This is a genomic window from Sphingobacterium siyangense, from assembly GCF_023277505.1.
Classification (GTDB): domain Bacteria; phylum Bacteroidota; class Bacteroidia; order Sphingobacteriales; family Sphingobacteriaceae; genus Sphingobacterium; species Sphingobacterium siyangense.
The window spans coordinates 4,187,630-4,206,358 of record NZ_CP080574.1 but is presented as its reverse complement, the minus strand read 5'-3'; the positions used below and the strand labels follow the sequence as shown (position 1 = coordinate 4,206,358).

General features: G+C 37.6%; 16 protein-coding genes. 5 read left to right on the top strand and 11 right to left on the bottom strand.

The features are described from left to right. Positions 1-38 precede the first annotated feature (38 nt). On the bottom strand, positions 39-779 hold the full coding sequence (gene ubiE, locus K2F45_RS17650) for a bifunctional demethylmenaquinone methyltransferase/2-methoxy-6-polyprenyl-1,4-benzoquinol methylase UbiE (RefSeq protein WP_120332660.1): 741 nt from the start codon (positions 777-779) through the stop codon (positions 39-41). A gap of 385 nt (positions 780-1,164) precedes the next feature. On the opposite strand from ubiE, the gene dnaB reads away from it, so the two are divergent. After that, positions 1,165-2,775, top strand: a complete 1,611-nt coding sequence (gene dnaB, locus K2F45_RS17645; protein ID WP_409994077.1) for a replicative DNA helicase — start codon at positions 1,165-1,167, stop codon at positions 2,773-2,775. 128 nt (positions 2,776-2,903) lie between these two features. Here the strand turns inward: dnaB and K2F45_RS17640 are convergent, their stop codons facing one another. Next, on the bottom strand, positions 2,904-3,797 hold the full coding sequence (locus K2F45_RS17640; protein WP_248931950.1) for a DUF3078 domain-containing protein: 894 nt from the start codon (positions 3,795-3,797) through the stop codon (positions 2,904-2,906). Between the two features lie 475 nt (positions 3,798-4,272). Here K2F45_RS17640 and rlmH point away from each other — a divergent pair, with 475 nt between their 5' ends. After that, positions 4,273-4,746, top strand: coding sequence for a 23S rRNA (pseudouridine(1915)-N(3))-methyltransferase RlmH (gene rlmH, locus K2F45_RS17635; protein ID WP_075993322.1), 474 nt, complete (start codon positions 4,273-4,275; stop codon positions 4,744-4,746). A 606-nt stretch (positions 4,747-5,352) separates the two neighbouring features. Here rlmH and K2F45_RS17630 read toward each other — a convergent pair. From K2F45_RS17630 to K2F45_RS17615, 4 genes are all read right to left on the bottom strand, one after another. Further along, positions 5,353-6,606, bottom strand: coding sequence for a PQQ-dependent sugar dehydrogenase (locus tag K2F45_RS17630; RefSeq protein ID WP_075993321.1), 1,254 nt, complete (start codon positions 6,604-6,606; stop codon positions 5,353-5,355). 154 nt (positions 6,607-6,760) lie between these two features. Beyond that, positions 6,761-7,006 carry a hypothetical protein gene (locus K2F45_RS17625; RefSeq protein ID WP_075993320.1) on the bottom strand — a complete coding sequence of 82 codons (246 nt, stop codon included), beginning with the start codon at positions 7,004-7,006 and terminating at the stop codon, positions 6,761-6,763. Between the two features lie 70 nt (positions 7,007-7,076). Continuing rightward, positions 7,077-7,901, bottom strand: coding sequence for a glutamate racemase (gene murI / locus K2F45_RS17620; RefSeq protein WP_075993319.1), 825 nt, complete (start codon positions 7,899-7,901; stop codon positions 7,077-7,079). 53 nt (positions 7,902-7,954) lie between these two features. Further along, complete coding sequence (locus K2F45_RS17615; RefSeq protein WP_075993318.1) at positions 7,955-9,370, bottom strand: glycoside hydrolase family 125 protein; 1,416 nt, start codon at positions 9,368-9,370, stop codon at positions 7,955-7,957. Between the two features lie 195 nt (positions 9,371-9,565). Between K2F45_RS17615 and K2F45_RS17610 the strand changes: the two genes are divergently transcribed. Continuing rightward, complete coding sequence (locus K2F45_RS17610) at positions 9,566-11,239, top strand: gliding motility protein RemB (RefSeq protein WP_237241726.1); 1,674 nt, start codon at positions 9,566-9,568, stop codon at positions 11,237-11,239. A gap of 275 nt (positions 11,240-11,514) precedes the next feature. Further along, on the top strand, positions 11,515-11,934 hold the full coding sequence (gene aroQ / locus K2F45_RS17605) for a type II 3-dehydroquinate dehydratase (protein WP_248931949.1): 420 nt from the start codon (positions 11,515-11,517) through the stop codon (positions 11,932-11,934). Positions 11,935-12,023: 89 nt separating this feature from the next. Here the strand turns inward: aroQ and K2F45_RS17600 are convergent, their stop codons facing one another. From K2F45_RS17600 to K2F45_RS17580, 5 genes are read right to left on the bottom strand one after another with little or no spacing between them, the layout of a single operon-like run. Next, positions 12,024-12,998: a bifunctional riboflavin kinase/FAD synthetase gene (locus K2F45_RS17600; protein WP_075993316.1), complete on the bottom strand. Its 975-nt coding sequence runs from the start codon at positions 12,996-12,998 to the stop codon at positions 12,024-12,026. A gap of 55 nt (positions 12,999-13,053) precedes the next feature. Next, complete coding sequence (truB, locus tag K2F45_RS17595) at positions 13,054-13,776, bottom strand: tRNA pseudouridine(55) synthase TruB (RefSeq protein ID WP_075993315.1); 723 nt, start codon at positions 13,774-13,776, stop codon at positions 13,054-13,056. A gap of 9 nt (positions 13,777-13,785) precedes the next feature. Beyond that, the gene (locus K2F45_RS17590; RefSeq protein WP_075993314.1) at positions 13,786-14,580 is read right to left on the bottom strand and encodes an undecaprenyl-diphosphate phosphatase; all 795 of its coding nucleotides are present in this window, start codon (positions 14,578-14,580) and stop codon (positions 13,786-13,788) included. Positions 14,581-14,602: 22 nt separating this feature from the next. Next, entirely contained in the window at positions 14,603-14,842 is a 240-nt protein-coding gene (locus K2F45_RS17585) for a DUF3098 domain-containing protein (protein WP_075993313.1), read from the bottom strand. 2 nt (positions 14,843-14,844) lie between these two features. Then, on the bottom strand, positions 14,845-15,723 hold the full coding sequence (locus K2F45_RS17580) for a cell division protein FtsX (RefSeq protein ID WP_046674489.1): 879 nt from the start codon (positions 15,721-15,723) through the stop codon (positions 14,845-14,847). Between the two features lie 218 nt (positions 15,724-15,941). Between K2F45_RS17580 and leuS the strand changes: the two genes are divergently transcribed. Further along, positions 15,942-18,725 carry a leucine--tRNA ligase gene (gene leuS / locus K2F45_RS17575; protein ID WP_248931948.1) on the top strand — a complete coding sequence of 928 codons (2,784 nt, stop codon included), beginning with the start codon at positions 15,942-15,944 and terminating at the stop codon, positions 18,723-18,725. Positions 18,726-18,729 lie beyond the last annotated feature (4 nt).

Here is an 18,729-nt window from a genome sequence, read left to right as displayed (position 1 = left end):
TGAATCCGATTTGACTCAAAACCAGATCTTAGCTGGTACTATTTTGTAGCAATATAGATTGTACAGATACCAAATGTTTGCGGTCTAACAATCGTTTCGTTAAAGCCTGCTTTTTTGTTTATGGCAACGAACTTTTGTCCATCTGGAAATTGAGCAACAGATTCTGGTAGGTATTCATATGCACTGGAATCTTTTGAAAAGAATTTTCCAATGGTTGGTGTAATAAACTTGAAATAAAAATTATAAAGCTGTTTAATGGGGAATTTCTTCGGATTCGAAAATTCTAAAATAACAGCTTTCCCACCAGGCTTTAATACGCGGTATATGTCTGATAGGCCTTTCTCCAAGTTTTCAAAATTACGGACACCAAATGCTACGGTAACAGCGTCGAACGTATTATCTTCAAATTGAAGCCTCTCTGAGTCTCCTAACGCTACCTCAAATTGATTCGCTAATCCCTTGCTTGCAATTTTTTTCTTAGCGACTTCAAGCATTCCTTGGGAAATATCGACACCAATAATCTTTTTTGGATTCAAGATTTTAATTGATTCCAATGCAAAATCACCAGTTCCTGTCGCTACATCCAACATCAGTTGCGGTTTTATGGACTTTAAAGCATTGATGGCTTTTTTGCGCCATATAATGTCAATACCCAAAGACATGAAATGGTTTAAAAAATCATAGGAATGGGAGATGTTGTCAAACATATCTGCTACCTGTTTCTTCTTCCCATCGTTGGTATCTTTATAGGGTTTTAATGTTGAGGAGTCGTGCGTCATAGTTACAAAGATACAATATATGAATATTTTTTAGTGCTAAAAAAGGGATTTGTTTTCATCTTAAAGTCAGTTTGTATTGATGATAGTGGAGCGTATTGATTTGCTTTTTACCATTTTGCTTATTCACAATGGCTTAAGTTATTAACATTTTTTAATGTGTTGATTTTAAGTGGTAATTTTTTATTTTCAACATCTTTTCAACAGTAAGTGTTGAAAACTCACTATGTAAATCTGTGTCCTTCAAAGCTTTTTGAGGTTTCGGGTGTGATCGTTGAATTTCGCTGTGTGTAACTCCGCATGGTGGTGAATTTTATTTTTTATACATTTGTTATCCTATCTAAAATTTATAAGGATAGCAAAGCTATATTTCTGATATAATATCATGATGAACGACAGTAATTTTGAGGCGAATAACACGGATAATAACAAACGGGGTAATTATGGCGAACGTCGTACCAAATTAAATAATTTGGTGAGTGGTTTGGGTAAACTTCCGCCGCAGGCAGTGGATCTTGAGGAGGCTGTTTTAGGAGCTTTGATGCTTGAAAAGAATGCGCTGAGTGAAATTATTGATATTTTAAAACCAGAATCGTTCTATAAGGAATCACATCAAAAGATCTTTGAAGCGATTTTTGGCCTTTTTCAAAAGACTTCTCCAATTGATATATTAACCGTTACCTCGGAACTCAGACGGATGGGGGCTCTTGAAATGGTCGGCGGTGCCTATTATATTACGCAATTGACAGATCGCGTGGTTTCGGCAGCTAATATTGAGTATCATGCACGTATTATTTCACAGAAATATATTCAGCGTGAGCTGATTAAAGTTTCTACTGAAATTATTAATAGCTCATACGATGAAACGTCAGATATCTTCGATCTGTTGGATCATGCCGAAAAAAGCTTGTTTGATATCGCGCAGAATAACTTGCGGAGAGATTCAAGAAAGATGGACGATATTATGCGTGAGGCGATTTCTAATCTTGAGATGCTGCGTGACCGCACAGATGGTCTGACAGGTGTGCCTTCGGGTTTGACTGCCTTGGATCGTATGACTTCAGGTTGGCAGCCTTCTGATCTGGTTATTATTGCAGCACGTCCAGCGATGGGAAAGACGGCATTCGTACTTTCCGTTGCACGTAATGCTGCAGTGGAACACGGAAAAGCAGTTGCCGTATTCTCGCTGGAGATGTCATCTGTTCAGCTTGTCAATCGTCTAATCGCTGGTGAAACGGAAATTGAGCAAGAGAAATTGAAAAAAGGAAATCTTGCTGATCATGAATGGCAACAATTACATTCGAGAATTGGTCGTTTAACTGATGCGCCTATTATTATCGATGATACGCCGGCGTTGAACGTGTTCGAATTTAGAGCTAAATGTAGGCGCTTAAAGGCACAATACGATATCCAAATGGTTATTGTCGATTACTTGCAGTTAATGCATGGAAAAGCTGAAGGTAAAGGTGGGGGGAACCGTGAACAAGAGATCGGTAGTATTTCCCGTGCTTTGAAATCTGTAGCTAAGGAGCTAAACATCCCCGTGCTGGCATTATCGCAGCTGAGTCGTGCTGTAGAGTCAAGACCAGGAAATAGTAAGCGTCCTATGTTGTCCGATTTACGGGAGTCTGGTTCCATTGAGCAGGATGCGGATATGGTTCTTTTCTTATATAGACCCGAATATTATGGTTTGACAGAAGATGAAGAGGGACGTCCTACTGCCGGTGTTGGTGAAGTTATTATTGCAAAACACCGTAATGGTGAGACCGGAATTGTTCCACTTCGATTTGTGGGTAAATTTGTGAAGTTTGTGGATTTAGAAGATGAGTTTTCGGGTATGGGTGGTGGAGATGGATTCGGTGATGCGCCGGCTACATTTTCTGCTTCTGCATTAAATCCGTCGCCAAACTTTGCTGATGATTTTAGTGCTGGGGGCTTCAGTGGGGGTATTACGATGCCATCCCGCATGAACGACATGCCTGATGATGCGCCATTTTAGTGATTAATTTTACATAAGTATTCCTAAATAATAGAAAAAACCGAATGATTTAAATTCGGTTTTTTCGTTTACGGCGCCTTCGTAATTTGTCTTGCTTATGTGGACTTGTTCCTGCTGTTTTTTTACCTTTAAAATTTGTATGTCACGCCAGCACCGACAATTTGCCTAATTTGTAGGGCAGAATTTCTCTTTCCAACTTCAACATTATCTTTAATAATCGGAATAGCCGTATTGTCATCGTAGATCATCTGTACGCCTGCGTTTACTGTAATAAACTTGTTTACCTTCATAAAAAGATTGGCCGTATAGTCAATATCTACATTTTGAGGTTTATCTAGATAGTTTGAATAGAGTTTTAGTATATTTTCAAATGAAATGTTCTCCATTAAATTTACTTTATAATAAGCATCAAATGATGCGCCGAATTCAGTGCGGGACTTGCTGTTCGGATTTAGTCCATATCGTGTGGAAAGGAGCGTATCACTTACGAATACAAACCGCACAGCCGCAGGCGAAAGATTAAATCTGAGGTTGTCCGATCGTTTGTACGCAAAACCCGGACCGAAGCTCAGGTATGCCGGCGCTAAAAACTTGGATATCCTTTTTTGGGGTGAAGCTGTGTAGTCATAACCATCGGCAAATTGTGTGTTAAAGTTTAGAAAAAAGGTATAAAGCCAATATTGAGATGCCTGATGTCCCAACAAGCTATTTAAAACTAATCGGTCATCATTTTTGCGCCAGTCCGACTCTTTTTGAAAGGTTAGCCCATAAGCCGCAAGGACCTTGTTGTCCCATGACCATTTGCCTTTCTTGTAATTGAAGTCGTAATTAAGAGTTAGGTTGCCGGAGAAAGAATTCACCCCACCTGCAGCCCAATTAGAAAATGAACTTTGGTTGATCAGAAAGGTGTTTTCTCCTTTGATAATCCAGGTTTTTGTACTGTCTACCGCGGTTGTCTGAGCGTAGGTTTCATGTGCTAATAAGCCAAGAGCAATAAGAATGATTGATTTTATTATTTTCATGTGTATACTTAATTTGTTTGCATTTCCATATTATTGTAATCCAAATGAGCACGTACAGCTTTCCATCTTATTAGCAACTAACGCAGTGGTTTTATAGCTGCGTATTGGATTTGTTGAAATATATTTCGTTCCTGTCGTTATAAACAACAAGTTTGATCTGATCGATGCTCTTAAAACGAGGTCATTATCCATTTTCAGCGTGATGTTTTAAGCGTGTACGAGAAAATAAATGTTTTATAACTAAACGAATAAATGAGGTTAATGTTTTTTTGTCCTTTTGATTGTGTTTATTTTAAATAAAATCAGAACTTTGCTCAATTGTATGTATGCGCTATTTATTAGCGTAGCAGCTCTTGGATAAAAGTTTATGAGCAGCTTTTGACAATACCCGGAAACAAGAACAAAGCCATTATTTTGGATCGAGAAAACCGGCTTCTATTGTGCTATTCATAACAAACACTTATAAAATGTTTAGATGAAGATAACGCTACTTTGTATAGGTAAGACAGATGATAAGTACCTGATTGAGGGTATTGACAAGTATATTAAACGGTTAAAGTTTTATGTAAATTTTAGTATTGTGGTCATTCCAGATATCAAAAATGTCAAGAATCTTTCTGCTGAGCAGCAGAAAGATAAGGAGGCTCTGCTGATTTTGAAACAATTACAACCTCAAGATTTAGTCGTTTTGCTGGATGAACATGGAAAAGAGTTTCGTTCCTTGGAGTTTTCTGCTTATCTGGAAAAAATGATGGTGCAAAGTGTTCAGCATATGGTATTTATTATTGGTGGCCCCTATGGGTTTGACCAAAAAATTTATGATCGAGCAAATTCGAAAATTTCGTTGTCCAAGATGACATTTTCGCATCAAATGATTCGTTTGTTTTTTACAGAGCAGCTTTATCGTGCATTTTCTATCATGAAGGGAGAGCCTTATCATCACGAGTAATATGGAAAAAAGTCCGTAACTTCATCATGAATAAAAACAAGCTTATGAATTTGCCCAACAAACGAGATTATCACTATAAAAGTGACGAAGGAGAAAAAAATAGCCAATTGAATAAATACATTATGATTGCTTGTATTATAATCGTAATCGCATTGGCCTATTTTTTCGCATAGCTTAATGCCCTTCCATACGGATCTAGTAAAAGAAATAAATCTCTTACTTAATATCCGTATGGAGGATATCAGCAGATGATTTTAATAAATTTTAATTGAATTGTTTAAGCAAGAACGCTTAATTTTTGGGAGAAGGTTGGCAGGTTTTGCGCGTTCTTTTTGGGGCGGTGTTGTTTACGAATCCCCAGTTGGTCATATAGAATGACAAGGGATTAATTTCTAATAATTTTTTCATTTTTTCTTTTTTTACCATATAATAATTTATTGATTCGCTAATAAGTGATCAATAATCGAGCCAAACTATAGGGCTTGTCATGTTCGAAAAGAAATATAGCAAATAAGGTCAATAAAAAATAGTTGAAAGTGTGTTTTTTAGGGCTAGGTCAACATAAAACGCAGCCCATTTGAAAGGGGCTGCGTCGAATCGAAGTATTTATTTTTTATCAATTTTATATAATTTTCCGATATCTGTGATAGCGTACAGCGCGCCATCTTTGCCCTGCGTGATATCTCTAAATCGTTGCCCTTCACTACCTAGGAGGCGTTCTTCTCCAACGACCTTGTTATCCTTTAGTATAATTCTGGCAATGTGCATGCTGCTTAAACCGCAAATAAAGAGATTATTCTTCCATTCTGGAATATTCTGTCCGGTATAGAATGTAATTCCACTAGGCGAGAGAACAGGATCCCAATAATAGACGGGTTGTTCCAGACCGTCTTTTTGTTGTATGCCCTCACCAACCTTATCTCCTTTATATTCTATACCATACGTAATCGTTGGCCATCCATAATTCTTGCCAGCTTCAATTCTGTTCAACTCGTCGCCGCCCCGTGGACCAAATTCGGTTTCCCAAAGATCGCCAGTTTCAGGATGTAAGGCAAGTCCCTGTGGATTACGATGTCCATAACTGTAAATTTCCGCACGTGCATTTGCCTTGCCTATAAATGGATTCCCAGGGGCAGGCTGTCCATCAGTGGTGATACGTAGGATCTTGCCCAATGCTGCATTCAGATCTTGTGCCAATGGTCGCGTGACCAAATCAGATCTTTCACCCGTACTCAAAATAATATTTCCCTCTTTATCAAAGATAATTCGTCCACCATAATGCAGATTCCCTTTATGAGCGGGAGTAGCCTGATAGATAACTTTAGCGCCTTCTATTGATTTCTCATCGGCTGAGAGCTTTCCTTTTGCGACAGCCGTCAAAGTTCCAGCAGCGGTATTATCAGAGAAAACCCAATATATCATACGGTTTGACTCGAATTTTGGATCAAGACGTAATCCCAAAAGCCCACCTTGCCCACTGCTATTGACTTGAGGTAAACCTTTAATTGGTTCACCTAATTTGCCGTCTGCCGTTGCAATGCGAAAATCACCTTCTTTTTCTGAGATTAATAATCGACCATCGGGTAGCGCAGCGATACCCCAAGGAGATTTTAATCCCTCGGCAATTACTTTACCTTCGAATGGCGTGCTCGTCTTTGCACCTTTAATTCTGGTTTGTCCAGCAAATGCTGGTTTATAATTTGTGTTTGCCTTTTGTGTTTCTACGGGAGGATAACTTGTTGTATCAGTTGCAGAATTTGCACTGCTATCCGAACTTGAATTTGAATTCGCATGGTTGGAATTACATGCAGTTAATCCTAAAGATACTGTTAAGAGGCTTATTGTCAGTTTGGTTTTCATTATCTGTGACTTGTTTTTGGTCTGATTATCTGCTTGAAGATATTAAAAATTAATGAAATATTATTTTTCAGAATGTAATAATATAAATATATAACTCATACTAATAAGAAAGGGGAATGCTAGCCAGCTAATTTGTTTTTAAGTGTTATAGGAGTTATTTTCCCGCCAGGCAGTTTCTTACGATTCGGTGGAGCTCAATATCGTTGTTTATATAATAATCACTTATATCTAGAATGGTGTTTGTATTTAGATTGTAAATACACACGGGAACGTAGTTGGGTTGTGCGGAGGTCTCGAAAGTTTTAAAATAATCTGCACTTTCCTGTATGTTTGAAAACTCTTTGGATTCGCAATGCTGTGTATCCTGATTATAAGCAATGGTTATAAAGTTCTTTTTCATTTTACTCGCCTTTTATCAGAATAACGAAAATTGGGAAGTAAAAGTTTTAAAAATTATTGCCTTTTATTTTTTAAACACTGATATGGCTTGCGGCTATCGGCTGTCCAAAAAATATTTTTGCTTTGTTTTCAAAGTCCCTTGGATCATCTGTTGTATAAAAGGCCAGTTGGCCATTTTGAGAACAAATTGTTTCAATTTCCCGGTGTCTATCAAGATATTCTTTTAAGCTATTGGCAACAATAGGTCCCTGGGAGATGATCTTTATATTACTTGGTGTATATTTTTGGATTACGGGTAGCAATAAAGGATAATGGGTGCAGGCAAGTACAATGGTGTCGATCTGATCGGATTGCTGTAAAAGCTCCCGTAAATCTTTTTCTATAAAGTAATGTGCGCCTTCTGTATTGATTTCATTGTTTTCTACTAAGGGAACCCAAAAAGGGCAGTCGTGCTGAAAAACCTCAATTTCTGGATTGAATTTGTGTATTTCTATTTTATAGGATTCGGATTTTACCGTTCCTGTAGTGGCTAAAATACCGATCTTGTTAGTTTTCGTAAAATTGTGTACGATTTCTGTAGTGGGTCTGATGACGCCAAGGACTTTCTTTCCAGGGGGAAGATCATGTTGTTGAATAGTCCTTAATGCTTTTGCAGAAGCTGTATTACATGCGAGAATAACGAGATTACAGCCCAGGTCAAATAATTTAAAAACACATTGTTTGGTGTAATTATAAACGGTCTCAAAGGATCTTGTACCGTATGGAACACGTGCATTATCGCCTAAATAGATATAATCGTATTGAGGTAAAAGTTGTTGAATTTCCTTGAATACGGAGAGTCCTCCATAACCGGAATCAAAAATGCCAATCGGACCTGATTTTGATAAATTATCCATAACACAATGTTATAAGTTCTTTCACTTACAACATTGTGTTATAAGTTTCAGATTTATTGAAGCAAAGATGGTTTCTCTTTGTATATTTTCCAAATTAATTCGCCAAATAATGTATTTGTCCAAGCAAACCAATGTCTTGTGAATTTTTTAGGATCGTTTTTATGAAAAGACTCATGCATAAATCCGGTTCCACCATGTGTATTTACCAGGGTTTTAATACAATTACGAATCTCATCATCATTTGTTGAGGTCTGCGCCCGCATAATAATGGACATCGGCCAGATCATATCTCTTCCTATGTGAGGTCCACCAATGCCTTCTGCTGCTGTCCCCTTAAAAAAGAATGGATTTTTATCAGACAAAACAAAGTTACGCGTACGTTGATAAACTTCGTTATTTAGATCTACAGCTCCCAAATATGGTAGGGCCAACAAACTAGGGATATTTGCATCATCCATCATAAGATGGCTCGAAAAACCGTCTACCTCAAAAGCATATATCCGGCCCAGTGTCGGGTGGTCGATGATACCATATTTATTGACTGCTGCTTCGACCTCATTGGCAAGCGCTTCCATTTTTGCAGCGAGTTCGTGTTCATTTTTAACCTTTTTCAAAATTTCGGCAGACTGTCTAAGGCTAACAATCGCAAATAAGTTGGATGGAATCAAAAATGAGAAGATTGTAGAATCGTCCGACGGTCGAAAGCTAGAGCAGATCAAACCAACGGGATTTACAGGATATCCGTAGCCATCTACCTGTAATGTGTCGGATCCTCTGGAGGTTGTTCGCTCAAATTTATATGGGCCTAGACTATCTTTACGTTGTTGCTCAACGAAAGTCTGATATACTTTATATTGAGCTTCCAGCCATTCCTCATTAAATGGACTGCTGTCATTTGTTTCTTTCCAATAATGATAAGCTAATCGAATTGGATAACACAATGAATCGATTTCCCACTTTCGTTCATGAATTCCCGGTTTCATGTTTGTGTGATCACTGAACCATTCGCCTTTCTTTGTTGGATCGTTATAAAATGCATTGGCATAGGGATCAATATTGATGCATTTACTCTGTTTTTGGATTAAGCCAACAATAAGATCCTGCAGTTTTTTGTCCTTTTTCATAAAAGGGAGGTACGGCCATACCTGCGCACTGCTGTCACGCAACCACATGGCATCAATATCCCCTGTAATCACATAGGTATAATTTCTTCCGTTTTGGACATAGGGAAATACGGTAGTATCTAGGGTATTAGGAAAGCAGTTGTTAAATAACCAAGCCAGTTCCTTATTTTTAACATTTTTCTGAAATTCTACAATTGCATCTTCGATTACCTTGCTCGAGAAAAGTCTTTTCTCTTTACCTGTCCGAACAGTGGGAAAAGAATGTTCCTGAGCGAATGAAAATTTGCTTGTAAGTGCACCTGCGGTTAACAGGGTTGCGTTTTGGATAAATGTTCTGCGTTTCATGCTTATTAGGGCTATTTTTTATGATTGAAGGTTATTTACTGAAATGCAAGATATAAATATTTTTGAATAAAAGGAACAGCAAATACGATTTAGCATGATAAAATTGACTGAACATATGAATAAAGTCAATTTTATTCGGTTAATTTGCGTTTAGGAATGCATTTTGCTAGAAAAAATAATCTTTGAAATAATTTTATGAGGCTTAATATAACAAAAAATAATAATTTACTCCGAATCGTGCTGGCAGGCATGGGAGTAGGTATTTCCTGCGGAGGTTTTGCCCAGATTAAGAGTCAGCCCTATTCGTATCATTTTTATCAAAAAATGAACGATGCGGTTTATTCTACTGAAACGAGAATGCATACTTCTGCTAAACCATTCGTCATAAAAGACTCTTTATTGTTAGCTAAGTTTGATTCAATCCAATCTAATAAACCCGTTTCTTCGTCTAATTGGTTCATGCGCAAGATCTTTAACGAACATCTTGTGCAGGTTGAAAAAGACGATTACACATTCTATGCTGATTTTCTACCGGATCTTTATATTGGAAAGGACATGCAGGGCGACAAGCGCCGTACATGGATGAATGGTAGAGGATTTCAAGTGGGATTGAACGTAGGAAATAAATTTACATTTAATACTTCCGCATTTGAAAGTCAAGCTGTCTTTCCTAAATATTTAGATGACTATATTGTTGCACATAAAGTTATTCCGGGTCAAGGAAATACAAAATTTCAGTCCAAGAATAAAATGGACTGGATGTATGCGACAGCTAGTATGACTTATGACGCCCATAAGTATATCCAGGCAACTTTGGCTTACGACAAAAACTTTATCGGGGATGGCTATCGATCGATGCTTTTATCGGATTTTTCTTCAAACTATGCCCATTTGAAATTGACCGGGACCATAGGAAATGTTCAATATACTTCGATTTGGGCCTATATGAATGATCCGACGCATCCTAGACAGGATTTGACGGGTACAACTCCGATGGAAGGGCAGAATAATACACGTTTAGGAGACGGAAAAAAATGGGGGGCTTTTCAATATTTGGATTGGAATGTGACAAATAAGTTATCGATAGGCTTTTTTCAGTCTGTCGTTTGGGCTGCTCAAGATGAAGCTGGTAAAAGAGGTTTTGATTTTAGCTATATTAGTCCAATTATCTTTATTCGACCTGTTGAAAGTAATAACTCAACGTCGCCCGACAAAATGTTTTTGGGATTGACCTCCAAATATAAATTACCTTATAGATTGACTGCATATGGACAGTTTTTACTGGGTGAATTTACTGCGAAAGAGTTCTTCGCTGGTAACGGATATGCGCACAACAAATGGGGAGCACAACTTGGCGTGAGGGGATATGATATGTTTGGTGTGAAGAATTTAAATTTTCTTGCCGAGTATAATACAGCAAGACCATATACTTACGCACACTTTAAATCGTATTCAAACTACAGTAATAATGCCGAACCATTGGCTCATCCGAAAGGGGCAAACTTTAGAGAGCTCGTTGGTCTTGTGAATTATGCATGGGATAGATGGGACTTTTCGTTACAGGGCATGTTTACCCAAAATGGGCTGGATCTACCTGATGGAAGTAATATGGGAGGAGATATTTTTCAATCCTATCGAACGATACCAAATCTATATGGAAACCATATAGCGCAAGGAATAAAGAACAATATCTATTATGCGGATGCTAAGGCTGCCTATGTGCTTAACCCCAAGTATAACCTTCGCTTAGAACTTGGTTATACCCAACGTTACGCAAAAGCACAATACGAAACACCTGTAGTCAATAAGTCTGGTGTTGTTTCATTTGGACTTCGCTCAAGTTTCCGAGCAATTTATAACGATTTATAGAAATTTTTATAAACTGATCTATACTAGAAATAAGACAAACTATATTGATTTGGCCATAAACGCTGCAAAAATCAATATAGTTTGTTTTTAAAACGAGGTCTCAGGACAAATTGAGAAGATAGGAAAGGCAACTTTGATACAGCCAGAATAAAATATCCGATAGTTGACAATCCGTTCTTATAATTTATTACGGCTTAAAAACGATCTATTTAAACAAAAATGGTATGGGTTAGCTCAGTTAGCCAATGGCCCAGTACAAAAATAATTATATTTCAATGAAAAAAATCCTCATACTGAATGGCCCAAATTTGAATTTGTTGGGTGTAAGGGAGAAATCGATTTATGGTAGCCAGGATTTCCTTAGCTACTTTGAAGAGCTTAAACAACAGTTTGAAATAGTACAATTGCACTATTTTCAAAGCAATTCAGAAGGAGGGTTAATCGATAAGATCCACGAAGTTGGTTTTGAATTTGATGGAATTGTGTTGAATGCTGGAGCATATACGCATACATCTGTTGCTATTGGAGATGCAATTGCGGCAGTCACAACACCCGTTATTGAAGTTCACATAAGCAATGTTCATCAAAGAGAGGAATTTCGCCATCATTCGTACTTGGCAAAGAATTGTAAAGGGGTGATCTGTGGTTTTGGGCTGGATAGCTACAGATTGGGTATCGAGGCTTTTATTAAATAATATCTTCTTTTGCAAGGAAGAGAAAAAATAGCTATAAAATAAAAAAGCGGGAATTCCCGCTTTTTTATTTTATAGCTAACAGACTTGCTCTAACCAATAAGACTTCTGATTTCGACTTCGTCTGCTTTGATCTGAGCTTTCATTTCTTCAAGCGAGTCAAAGCGTTCATCATGTCGGATAAAATGAAGGAACTTGACACGTAGTGTCTTGCCGTAAATATCCTGATCGAAATCGAATAGGCTGATTTCAATAGCACGATTCATCCCATCAACAGTGGGTCTGGTCCCTATATAGCCCATACCTTTCGCAATTGAAACCGGATTTTCCTCTTTATACTCGCCAGTAGTGATGTTTTGGATATGATTATAGATGTAAACCTCAACAGCATAAATACCATAGGCTGGTATTAGTTTATGAGGTTCGTGAACCTGTAGGTTTGCTGTTGGAAATCCGATTGTACGCCCGATTTGGTCGCCTCTAATAACAGTTCCCGTTAATTCGAAAGGATAGCCTAAATAGAGATTAGCTGTTCTTATATCGCCTTTTATAAGCGCTTCACGTACTCGTGTAGAGGATACTGCAATATCGTTGATATCCTGCTCCGGAATTTCGTCAACACTGTAGTCAAATATAGATGCAAACTGTTCTAAATCGCCCATAGTACCCTTTCGGTCTTTTCCAAAATGGTGATCATAACCTATCACAATCTTTTTTGTACCCAATTTGCCTACAAGAACATTACTAATATATTCTTCCGGAGTCTGATTTGAAAAATCACGGGAAAAAGGAATGATAATTAAGTGGTCAATTCCCACTTTGCTTAATTGACTGACCTTTTCTTCGATATCGTTGATTAGGCGTAAACTATCATCATCTGGATTGATAATCAACCGTGGATGTGGGAAAAAAGTAAGCAAAATTGTCTCACCATTAATTTTATGAGCTGCTTCCTTTAAGTGAGCCAATATTTTTTGATGGCCAATATGAACACCATCGAAAGTACCGATGGTTACAACTGCATTTTCAACTGGTGAGAAATCATCTAAACTTCTGTAGATTTTCATTTATAGGAGTTTTTGCAAAAATAAGATAAAGAATCAATAAAATGGGAGGGTAAAGTTATTTAATGATTTCTTTATGACGTTTTATTTCAGCGATAAGTTGTTCTAGATTCCAGGCATTTTCTACCGAATAATCTCCACTTTTGGTGCGTCTTAAAGAACTCAGATGTGATCCACTCTGTAAGATTTTTCCAAAGTCATAGGCCAATGATCTAATGTAGGTTCCTTTTGAACAGGATATGCGAAAATACACGTTGGGAAGCTCGATCTTTTCAATGAGAAAGCTATTGATGCGTACCTGACGGGATTTTATTTCAACCTCTTCGCCACGACGGGCCTTTTCATAGACGCGTTCACCATTAATTTTTATGGCTGAATGGGCTGGAGGAAACTGCTGAATTTCGCCTTCAAAGGATTTTGCTGCTTCGAAGATCATTTCCTCTGTGATGTGATCGATTGGAAAGGTTTGGTCAATTTCTGTTTCCAGATCGTAAGAAGGCGTTGTCGCTCCTAATGTGATCGAACCTGTATATTCTTTGTCTTCAGCTTGGTAGCTGTCTATTTTCTTTGTTAGTTTTCCGGTACATACAATCAGTAGACCTGTTGCCAGTGGATCTAGAGTTCCTGCATGACCGACTTTTAATTTTAATGGCTTGATTGAGTTTCTAACTTTACCAACAACATCAAAACTTGTCCATGTTAAAGGTTTATCGATCAACAACATTTCTCCTTCAGCAAAGTTGAACTTTGCTGAATTTTCACTAACCTCTATATTTTCCATCCGAAGATTTTAGATAATTTGTAAACTATGGCCCGAAAGTAGGAGGGCAAGAATAATAACACCAACGATGATTCGGTACCAACCAAATGCTTTAAAACCATATTTGGTCAAAAAGCCAATAAAAGACTTAATGGCTACAATTGCAACAACGAAACCAATTAGATTTCCAATAATAAGCAAATTAAGTTCTTCTCCTGTGAAGGTGTTACCTTCTTTAAAAAACTTTAAAAGCTTTACTGCAGAAGCACCAAACATCATAGGCAAAGCAAGGAAAAAGGAAAATTCCGCAGCAGCTTTACGGGTTAGTTTCTCAGCCATACCGCCAATAATTGTACTTGCAGATCTTGAGGTACCCGGGATTAATGCAAGACATTGGTATACCCCGATCATAAAAGCTTGTTTGTAGGAAACCTTGTCCGAATCTTCAACAGTTGGTTTGTTGAACCACTTGTCAACGAAAAGTAGCACTACGCCGCCGACTACCAACATCACTGCGACCATTAAAGGACTCTCTAATAATGCATCAATATAATCGTTGAATAGCAAACCCAATATAGAGGCTGGAATAGCTGCAATGACCAATTTGTAGTAAAATGATAGCGTTTTAAAAAAACGTTTGTAGTATAGTACCAGAACCGATAATATTGTTCCTAACTGGATGACAATCGTAAATAGTTTGACAAATGCCGATGGTTGAATACCCATTAAGGCAGTAGCAATGATCATATGACCTGTCGAAGATACAGGCAAAAACTCCGTTAATCCTTCAATGATAGCAAGGATGATAGCTTCAATAATAGACATCTGTTTAAGATAAGATTATGCTTTAATTTGATTTGTTTTTGGGACGATATAGGATTGCCGCAAAGCCTATCGCAAACCCAAGAACAACAACAATAGGGGCCAAGGTAATCTTGGTAAAACTATAGATATCAGTTTCACCAGACATCAATGTAAAGCCTATGATTACAATAGCTAAGCTCGCTATGAACAGTTGGTAATTTACTTTGGAGAATACAAATGAACCTTTGTTGACTGATTCAGTAGATTTCTTTATTTGAGCCATTTTTATCTGTATAAATCGTTAGATTGTGCCTTTAAATATTTTGTTACTGCGAAATAGGTGCTAAGTCCCGAAATGAGAATTCCAATCAAGATTACGCCTAAAAAGATCACCGCAAATTCGAACCAGTTGCGTAAAAAGACCAGTTCTGGTATTTGCTGTTGTGCAAATTTCAGCGTTAAAATGAGGAGTAAAATCGCGATCAAAGATCCCAGTAAACCATGAATGATGCCATACGTTATAAATGGTTTACGAATAAAGTTTTTAGTAGCCCCAATCAATTGCATACTTTTGATTAAGAAACGTTGTGAATAGATCGCAAGACGTATCGTATTGTTGATTAAAGCTACGGCGATAATCAATAGAATAACCGCAAAAGCAAGAACAATCATTCCGATGATGCGTACGTTTTTGTTGACCATGTCAATTAATGACTCTTGGTATACAACTTCTTTAATTTTATTGTTTTTGGAGATCTTTTCAATAAAAGTTTTAATGCTATCTGTATTGGCATAATTCTCTTTCATGTAAACATCCAAAGAAGGTAGAAGTGGGTTATGGCCCAAATATTGTACGAAATCTTCACCAAGATCTTCTTTCAAGTTTTTTGCAGCCAATTCCTTACTAATATATTCGGTGCGAAGCACGTAGGGATCTTTTTCAAGGTCTTTTTGTAGAGAAAGGACATCACCTTCACTTGTGCCATCATTTACGATGACATTTAAGACGATATTTTCCTTAACGTATTTCGAAAGATTTTTAGCGTGCACCAAGAGTAATCCCAACATACCTGTTACCAACAACACGAGAGCGATACTGATAACCGTAGATACATATACAGATTTTGTTTTTCTTTTTTGTGTGCTTAATTCGTATTCTGACATAATAAGCAAAAATTTATTTGCGAAAGTAACTATTTGAGTGGAAGATTTCGAATTAATCTTGTAATTACTTTGATAAAAATCAATTCGAGGGCTGTTTTCTTCCTATGTTTAATTAACTTTTCAATACTATAATTTATTGTTCAAACTACAAAACTTTTATCACATTTCAGTATTAAAATCGTAATTTCGCAAGTCATAAAAATTCCTTACGAATAAAAATGGAGTATAATCACAAATCATTAGAGAAAAAGTGGCAAAAGTTTTGGGCGGATCATAAAACGTACAAAACGTCCGATACGCATCAAAAGCCAAAATACTATGTATTGGATATGTTTCCTTATCCTTCCGGAGCGGGGCTGCACGTTGGTCACCCGCTGGGATATATTGCTTCGGACATCTTTTCAAGATATAAACGTTTGAAAGGTTTCAATGTATTGCATCCGATGGGATATGATTCTTTTGGACTTCCTGCAGAGCAATATGCCATTCAAACTGGTCAGCATCCTGCAGTGACGACTGAGGTAAATATCAATCGGTACCGTGAGCAAATGGATAACATTGGGTTCTCTTATGATTGGAGTAGAGAAGTACGTACTTCTGATCCGTCGTATTACAAATGGACACAATGGATTTTTATGAGATTGTTTGATTCTTGGTATAATAAGGAATCAGATAAAGCTGAACCGATCGAAACGTTAATCGCGAGGTTTGTTGTAAGTGGTTCAACTGGCATTTCAGCAGTTTCGGATGAAGATGTCTTGGAATTCAGCGCTGACGAATGGAAATCTTTTGATGAAGAAAAACAACAACGGGAATTGTTGAAATATCGGATTGCTTATTTGCGTGAAAGTACAGTAAACTGGTGTGCTGCTTTAGGTACAGTATTAGCGAATGACGAGGTCATCAACGGTGTCTCTGAGCGTGGTGGTTATCCTGTAGAGCAAAAGAAGATGATGCAGTGGTCTATGCGTATTACTGCTTATGCGGATCGTTTATTGAAAGGTTTGGATACCATTGATTGGCCAGAACCTTTGGTTGAAATGCAACGTAACTGGATCGGAAAATCGGTAGGTGCCTCGGTGAAATTTCCCGTACCACAATTAAATACAGCAATTGAAGTGTTTACGACGCGTGTAGATACGATATATGGTGTTTCTTTTGTCGTTTTGGCTCCAGAACATGAATTGGTTGCAGCATTGACTACCCCTGAGCAGCAAACAGAAGTAGACGCCTATATCGAGAAAACTTCGAAAAAATCTGAATTGGATCGTATGGCCGATACAAAAACAGTCTCTGGTGCTTTTACTGGCTCTTACGCGAAACATCCAATTTCTGGACAGGATGTACAGATTTGGATCGCAGATTATGTACTTGCTGGTTATGGTACAGGTGCTGTAATGGCTGTTCCTAGTGGCGATCAACGCGACTACGTATTCGCTAAACATTTCGCTCTTCCTATTATTCCTATTTCGGATACTCAAAATATTGAAGAAGAAGCTGATCCAAATAAAGATGGAAAATACATCAATTCCGATTTTATCAATGGTATGACTTACCAAGAAGCGGTTCCGGCTTTGATTTCGAAATTAGAAGAATTGAAATTAGGTAAAGCGAAAATAAACTTCCGTATGCGTGATGCTATTTTTGGTCGTCAGCGCTATTGGGGAGAACCCGTTCCTGTCTACTTTAAAAATGGATTACCTTATTTAATTAAAGAAGAAGAATTACCGCTCTTATTGCCCGAAGTTGATAAATATTTACCGACAGAATCAGGAGAACCTCCTTTAGGAAGGGCCAAAGATTGGAAATATGAAGATCAGTACGAGTATGAACTGAGCACGATGCCAGGATGGGCGGGCTCTTCATGGTATTGGTTTAGGTATATGGATCCGAAAAATGAAGGTAATTTTGCGTCTAAAGAGGCTGTGGATTATTGGAAAGCGGTGGATTTATATATCGGTGGTTCTGAGCACGCTACAGGGCACTTATTATATTCGCGTTTTTGGAACAAGTTCTTGAAAGATTTGGGTTACCAAAATGAGGAAGAGCCATTCCGCAAATTGATTAATCAAGGTATGATTCAAGGGCGCTCTAATTTTGTGTATCGTGTACTTGATGACGAAGGGAGAGGTACAAATCAATTTGTGTCTTATGGATTAAGAAATGAATACAAAACTATTCCTTTACATGTAGACGTGAATATTGTTCATAATGATGTACTGGATTTGGAAAAATTCAAAAACTTCAGGCCGGATTTTGCAAATGCTGAATTTGTATTGGAAAATGGGAAGTATATCTGCGGTAGTGAGGTGGAGAAAATGTCTAAATCCAAATTCAATGTGGTCAATCCTGATGATATTATCGAATCCTATGGAGCAGATACATTGCGTCTATACGAAATGTTTTTAGGGCCTTTGGAGCAGGCTAAGCCTTGGAATACAAATGGTATTGAAGGGGTTTATAAGTTCTTACGTAAAGTATGGCGACTGTTCCACGATGCTGAGGGTAATTTCAGTGTTTCCGATGAAGATCCATCCAAAGCAGAGTTTAAAGCCTTACATAAAATTATCAAAAAGGTGGAAGATGATATCGAACGTTTCTCATTCAATACTTCTGTTTCAGCCTTTATGATCTGTGTCAATGAATTGACTGAGTTGAAATGCAATAAAAGACAGATATTGGAACAGCTCGTCATTGTTCTTCAGCCTTATGCACCACATATTACGGAAGAGTTGTGGGCGCTGTTGGGTAACGACGCCGGCACACTTTCTTACGCTTCATATCCTGTGTTCAAGGCAGAATATTTGGTTGAATCTGAATTTGCTTATCCCGTATCTTTCAATGGTAAGATGAAATTCAATCTATCATTAGCGCTTGATTTAGATCAAAAAGCAGTAGAAGATACGATTAAAGCACATGCTGATGTACAACGGCATTTAGATGGGAAGGCGATCAAAAAGATTATTTTTGTCAAAGGAAAAATAATCAATATCGTGATTTAACCCA

Bases quoted from the DNA above. Each gene is read 5' to 3' on its own strand.
- K2F45_RS17625 (WP_075993320.1), bottom strand. From the start codon at position 7,006: ATGAAAAAGAACTTTATAACCATTGCTTATAATCAGGATACACAGCAT.
- K2F45_RS17615 (WP_075993318.1), bottom strand. From the start codon at position 9,370: ATGAAACGCAGAACATTTATCCAAAACGCAACCCTGTTAACCGCAGGT.
- leuS (WP_248931948.1), top strand. From the start codon at position 15,942: ATGGAGTATAATCACAAATCATTAGAGAAAAAGTGGCAAAAGTTTTGG.
- aroQ (WP_248931949.1), top strand. From the start codon at position 11,515: ATGAAAAAAATCCTCATACTGAATGGCCCAAATTTGAATTTGTTGGGT.
- dnaB (WP_409994077.1), top strand. From the start codon at position 1,165: ATGAACGACAGTAATTTTGAGGCGAATAACACGGATAATAACAAACGG.
- K2F45_RS17580 (WP_046674489.1), bottom strand. From the start codon at position 15,723: ATGTCAGAATACGAATTAAGCACACAAAAAAGAAAAACAAAATCTGTA.
- K2F45_RS17600 (WP_075993316.1), bottom strand. From the start codon at position 12,998: ATGAAAATCTACAGAAGTTTAGATGATTTCTCACCAGTTGAAAATGCA.
- K2F45_RS17610 (WP_237241726.1), top strand. From the start codon at position 9,566: ATGAGGCTTAATATAACAAAAAATAATAATTTACTCCGAATCGTGCTG.
- K2F45_RS17585 (WP_075993313.1), bottom strand. From the start codon at position 14,842: ATGGCTCAAATAAAGAAATCTACTGAATCAGTCAACAAAGGTTCATTT.
- ubiE (WP_120332660.1), bottom strand. From the start codon at position 779: ATGACGCACGACTCCTCAACATTAAAACCCTATAAAGATACCAACGAT.
- K2F45_RS17640 (WP_248931950.1), bottom strand. From the start codon at position 3,797: ATGAAAATAATAAAATCAATCATTCTTATTGCTCTTGGCTTATTAGCA.
- K2F45_RS17590 (WP_075993314.1), bottom strand. From the start codon at position 14,580: ATGTCTATTATTGAAGCTATCATCCTTGCTATCATTGAAGGATTAACG.
- truB (WP_075993315.1), bottom strand. From the start codon at position 13,776: ATGGAAAATATAGAGGTTAGTGAAAATTCAGCAAAGTTCAACTTTGCT.
- murI (WP_075993319.1), bottom strand. From the start codon at position 7,901: ATGGATAATTTATCAAAATCAGGTCCGATTGGCATTTTTGATTCCGGT.
- K2F45_RS17630 (WP_075993321.1), bottom strand. From the start codon at position 6,606: ATGAAAACCAAACTGACAATAAGCCTCTTAACAGTATCTTTAGGATTA.
- rlmH (WP_075993322.1), top strand. From the start codon at position 4,273: ATGAAGATAACGCTACTTTGTATAGGTAAGACAGATGATAAGTACCTG.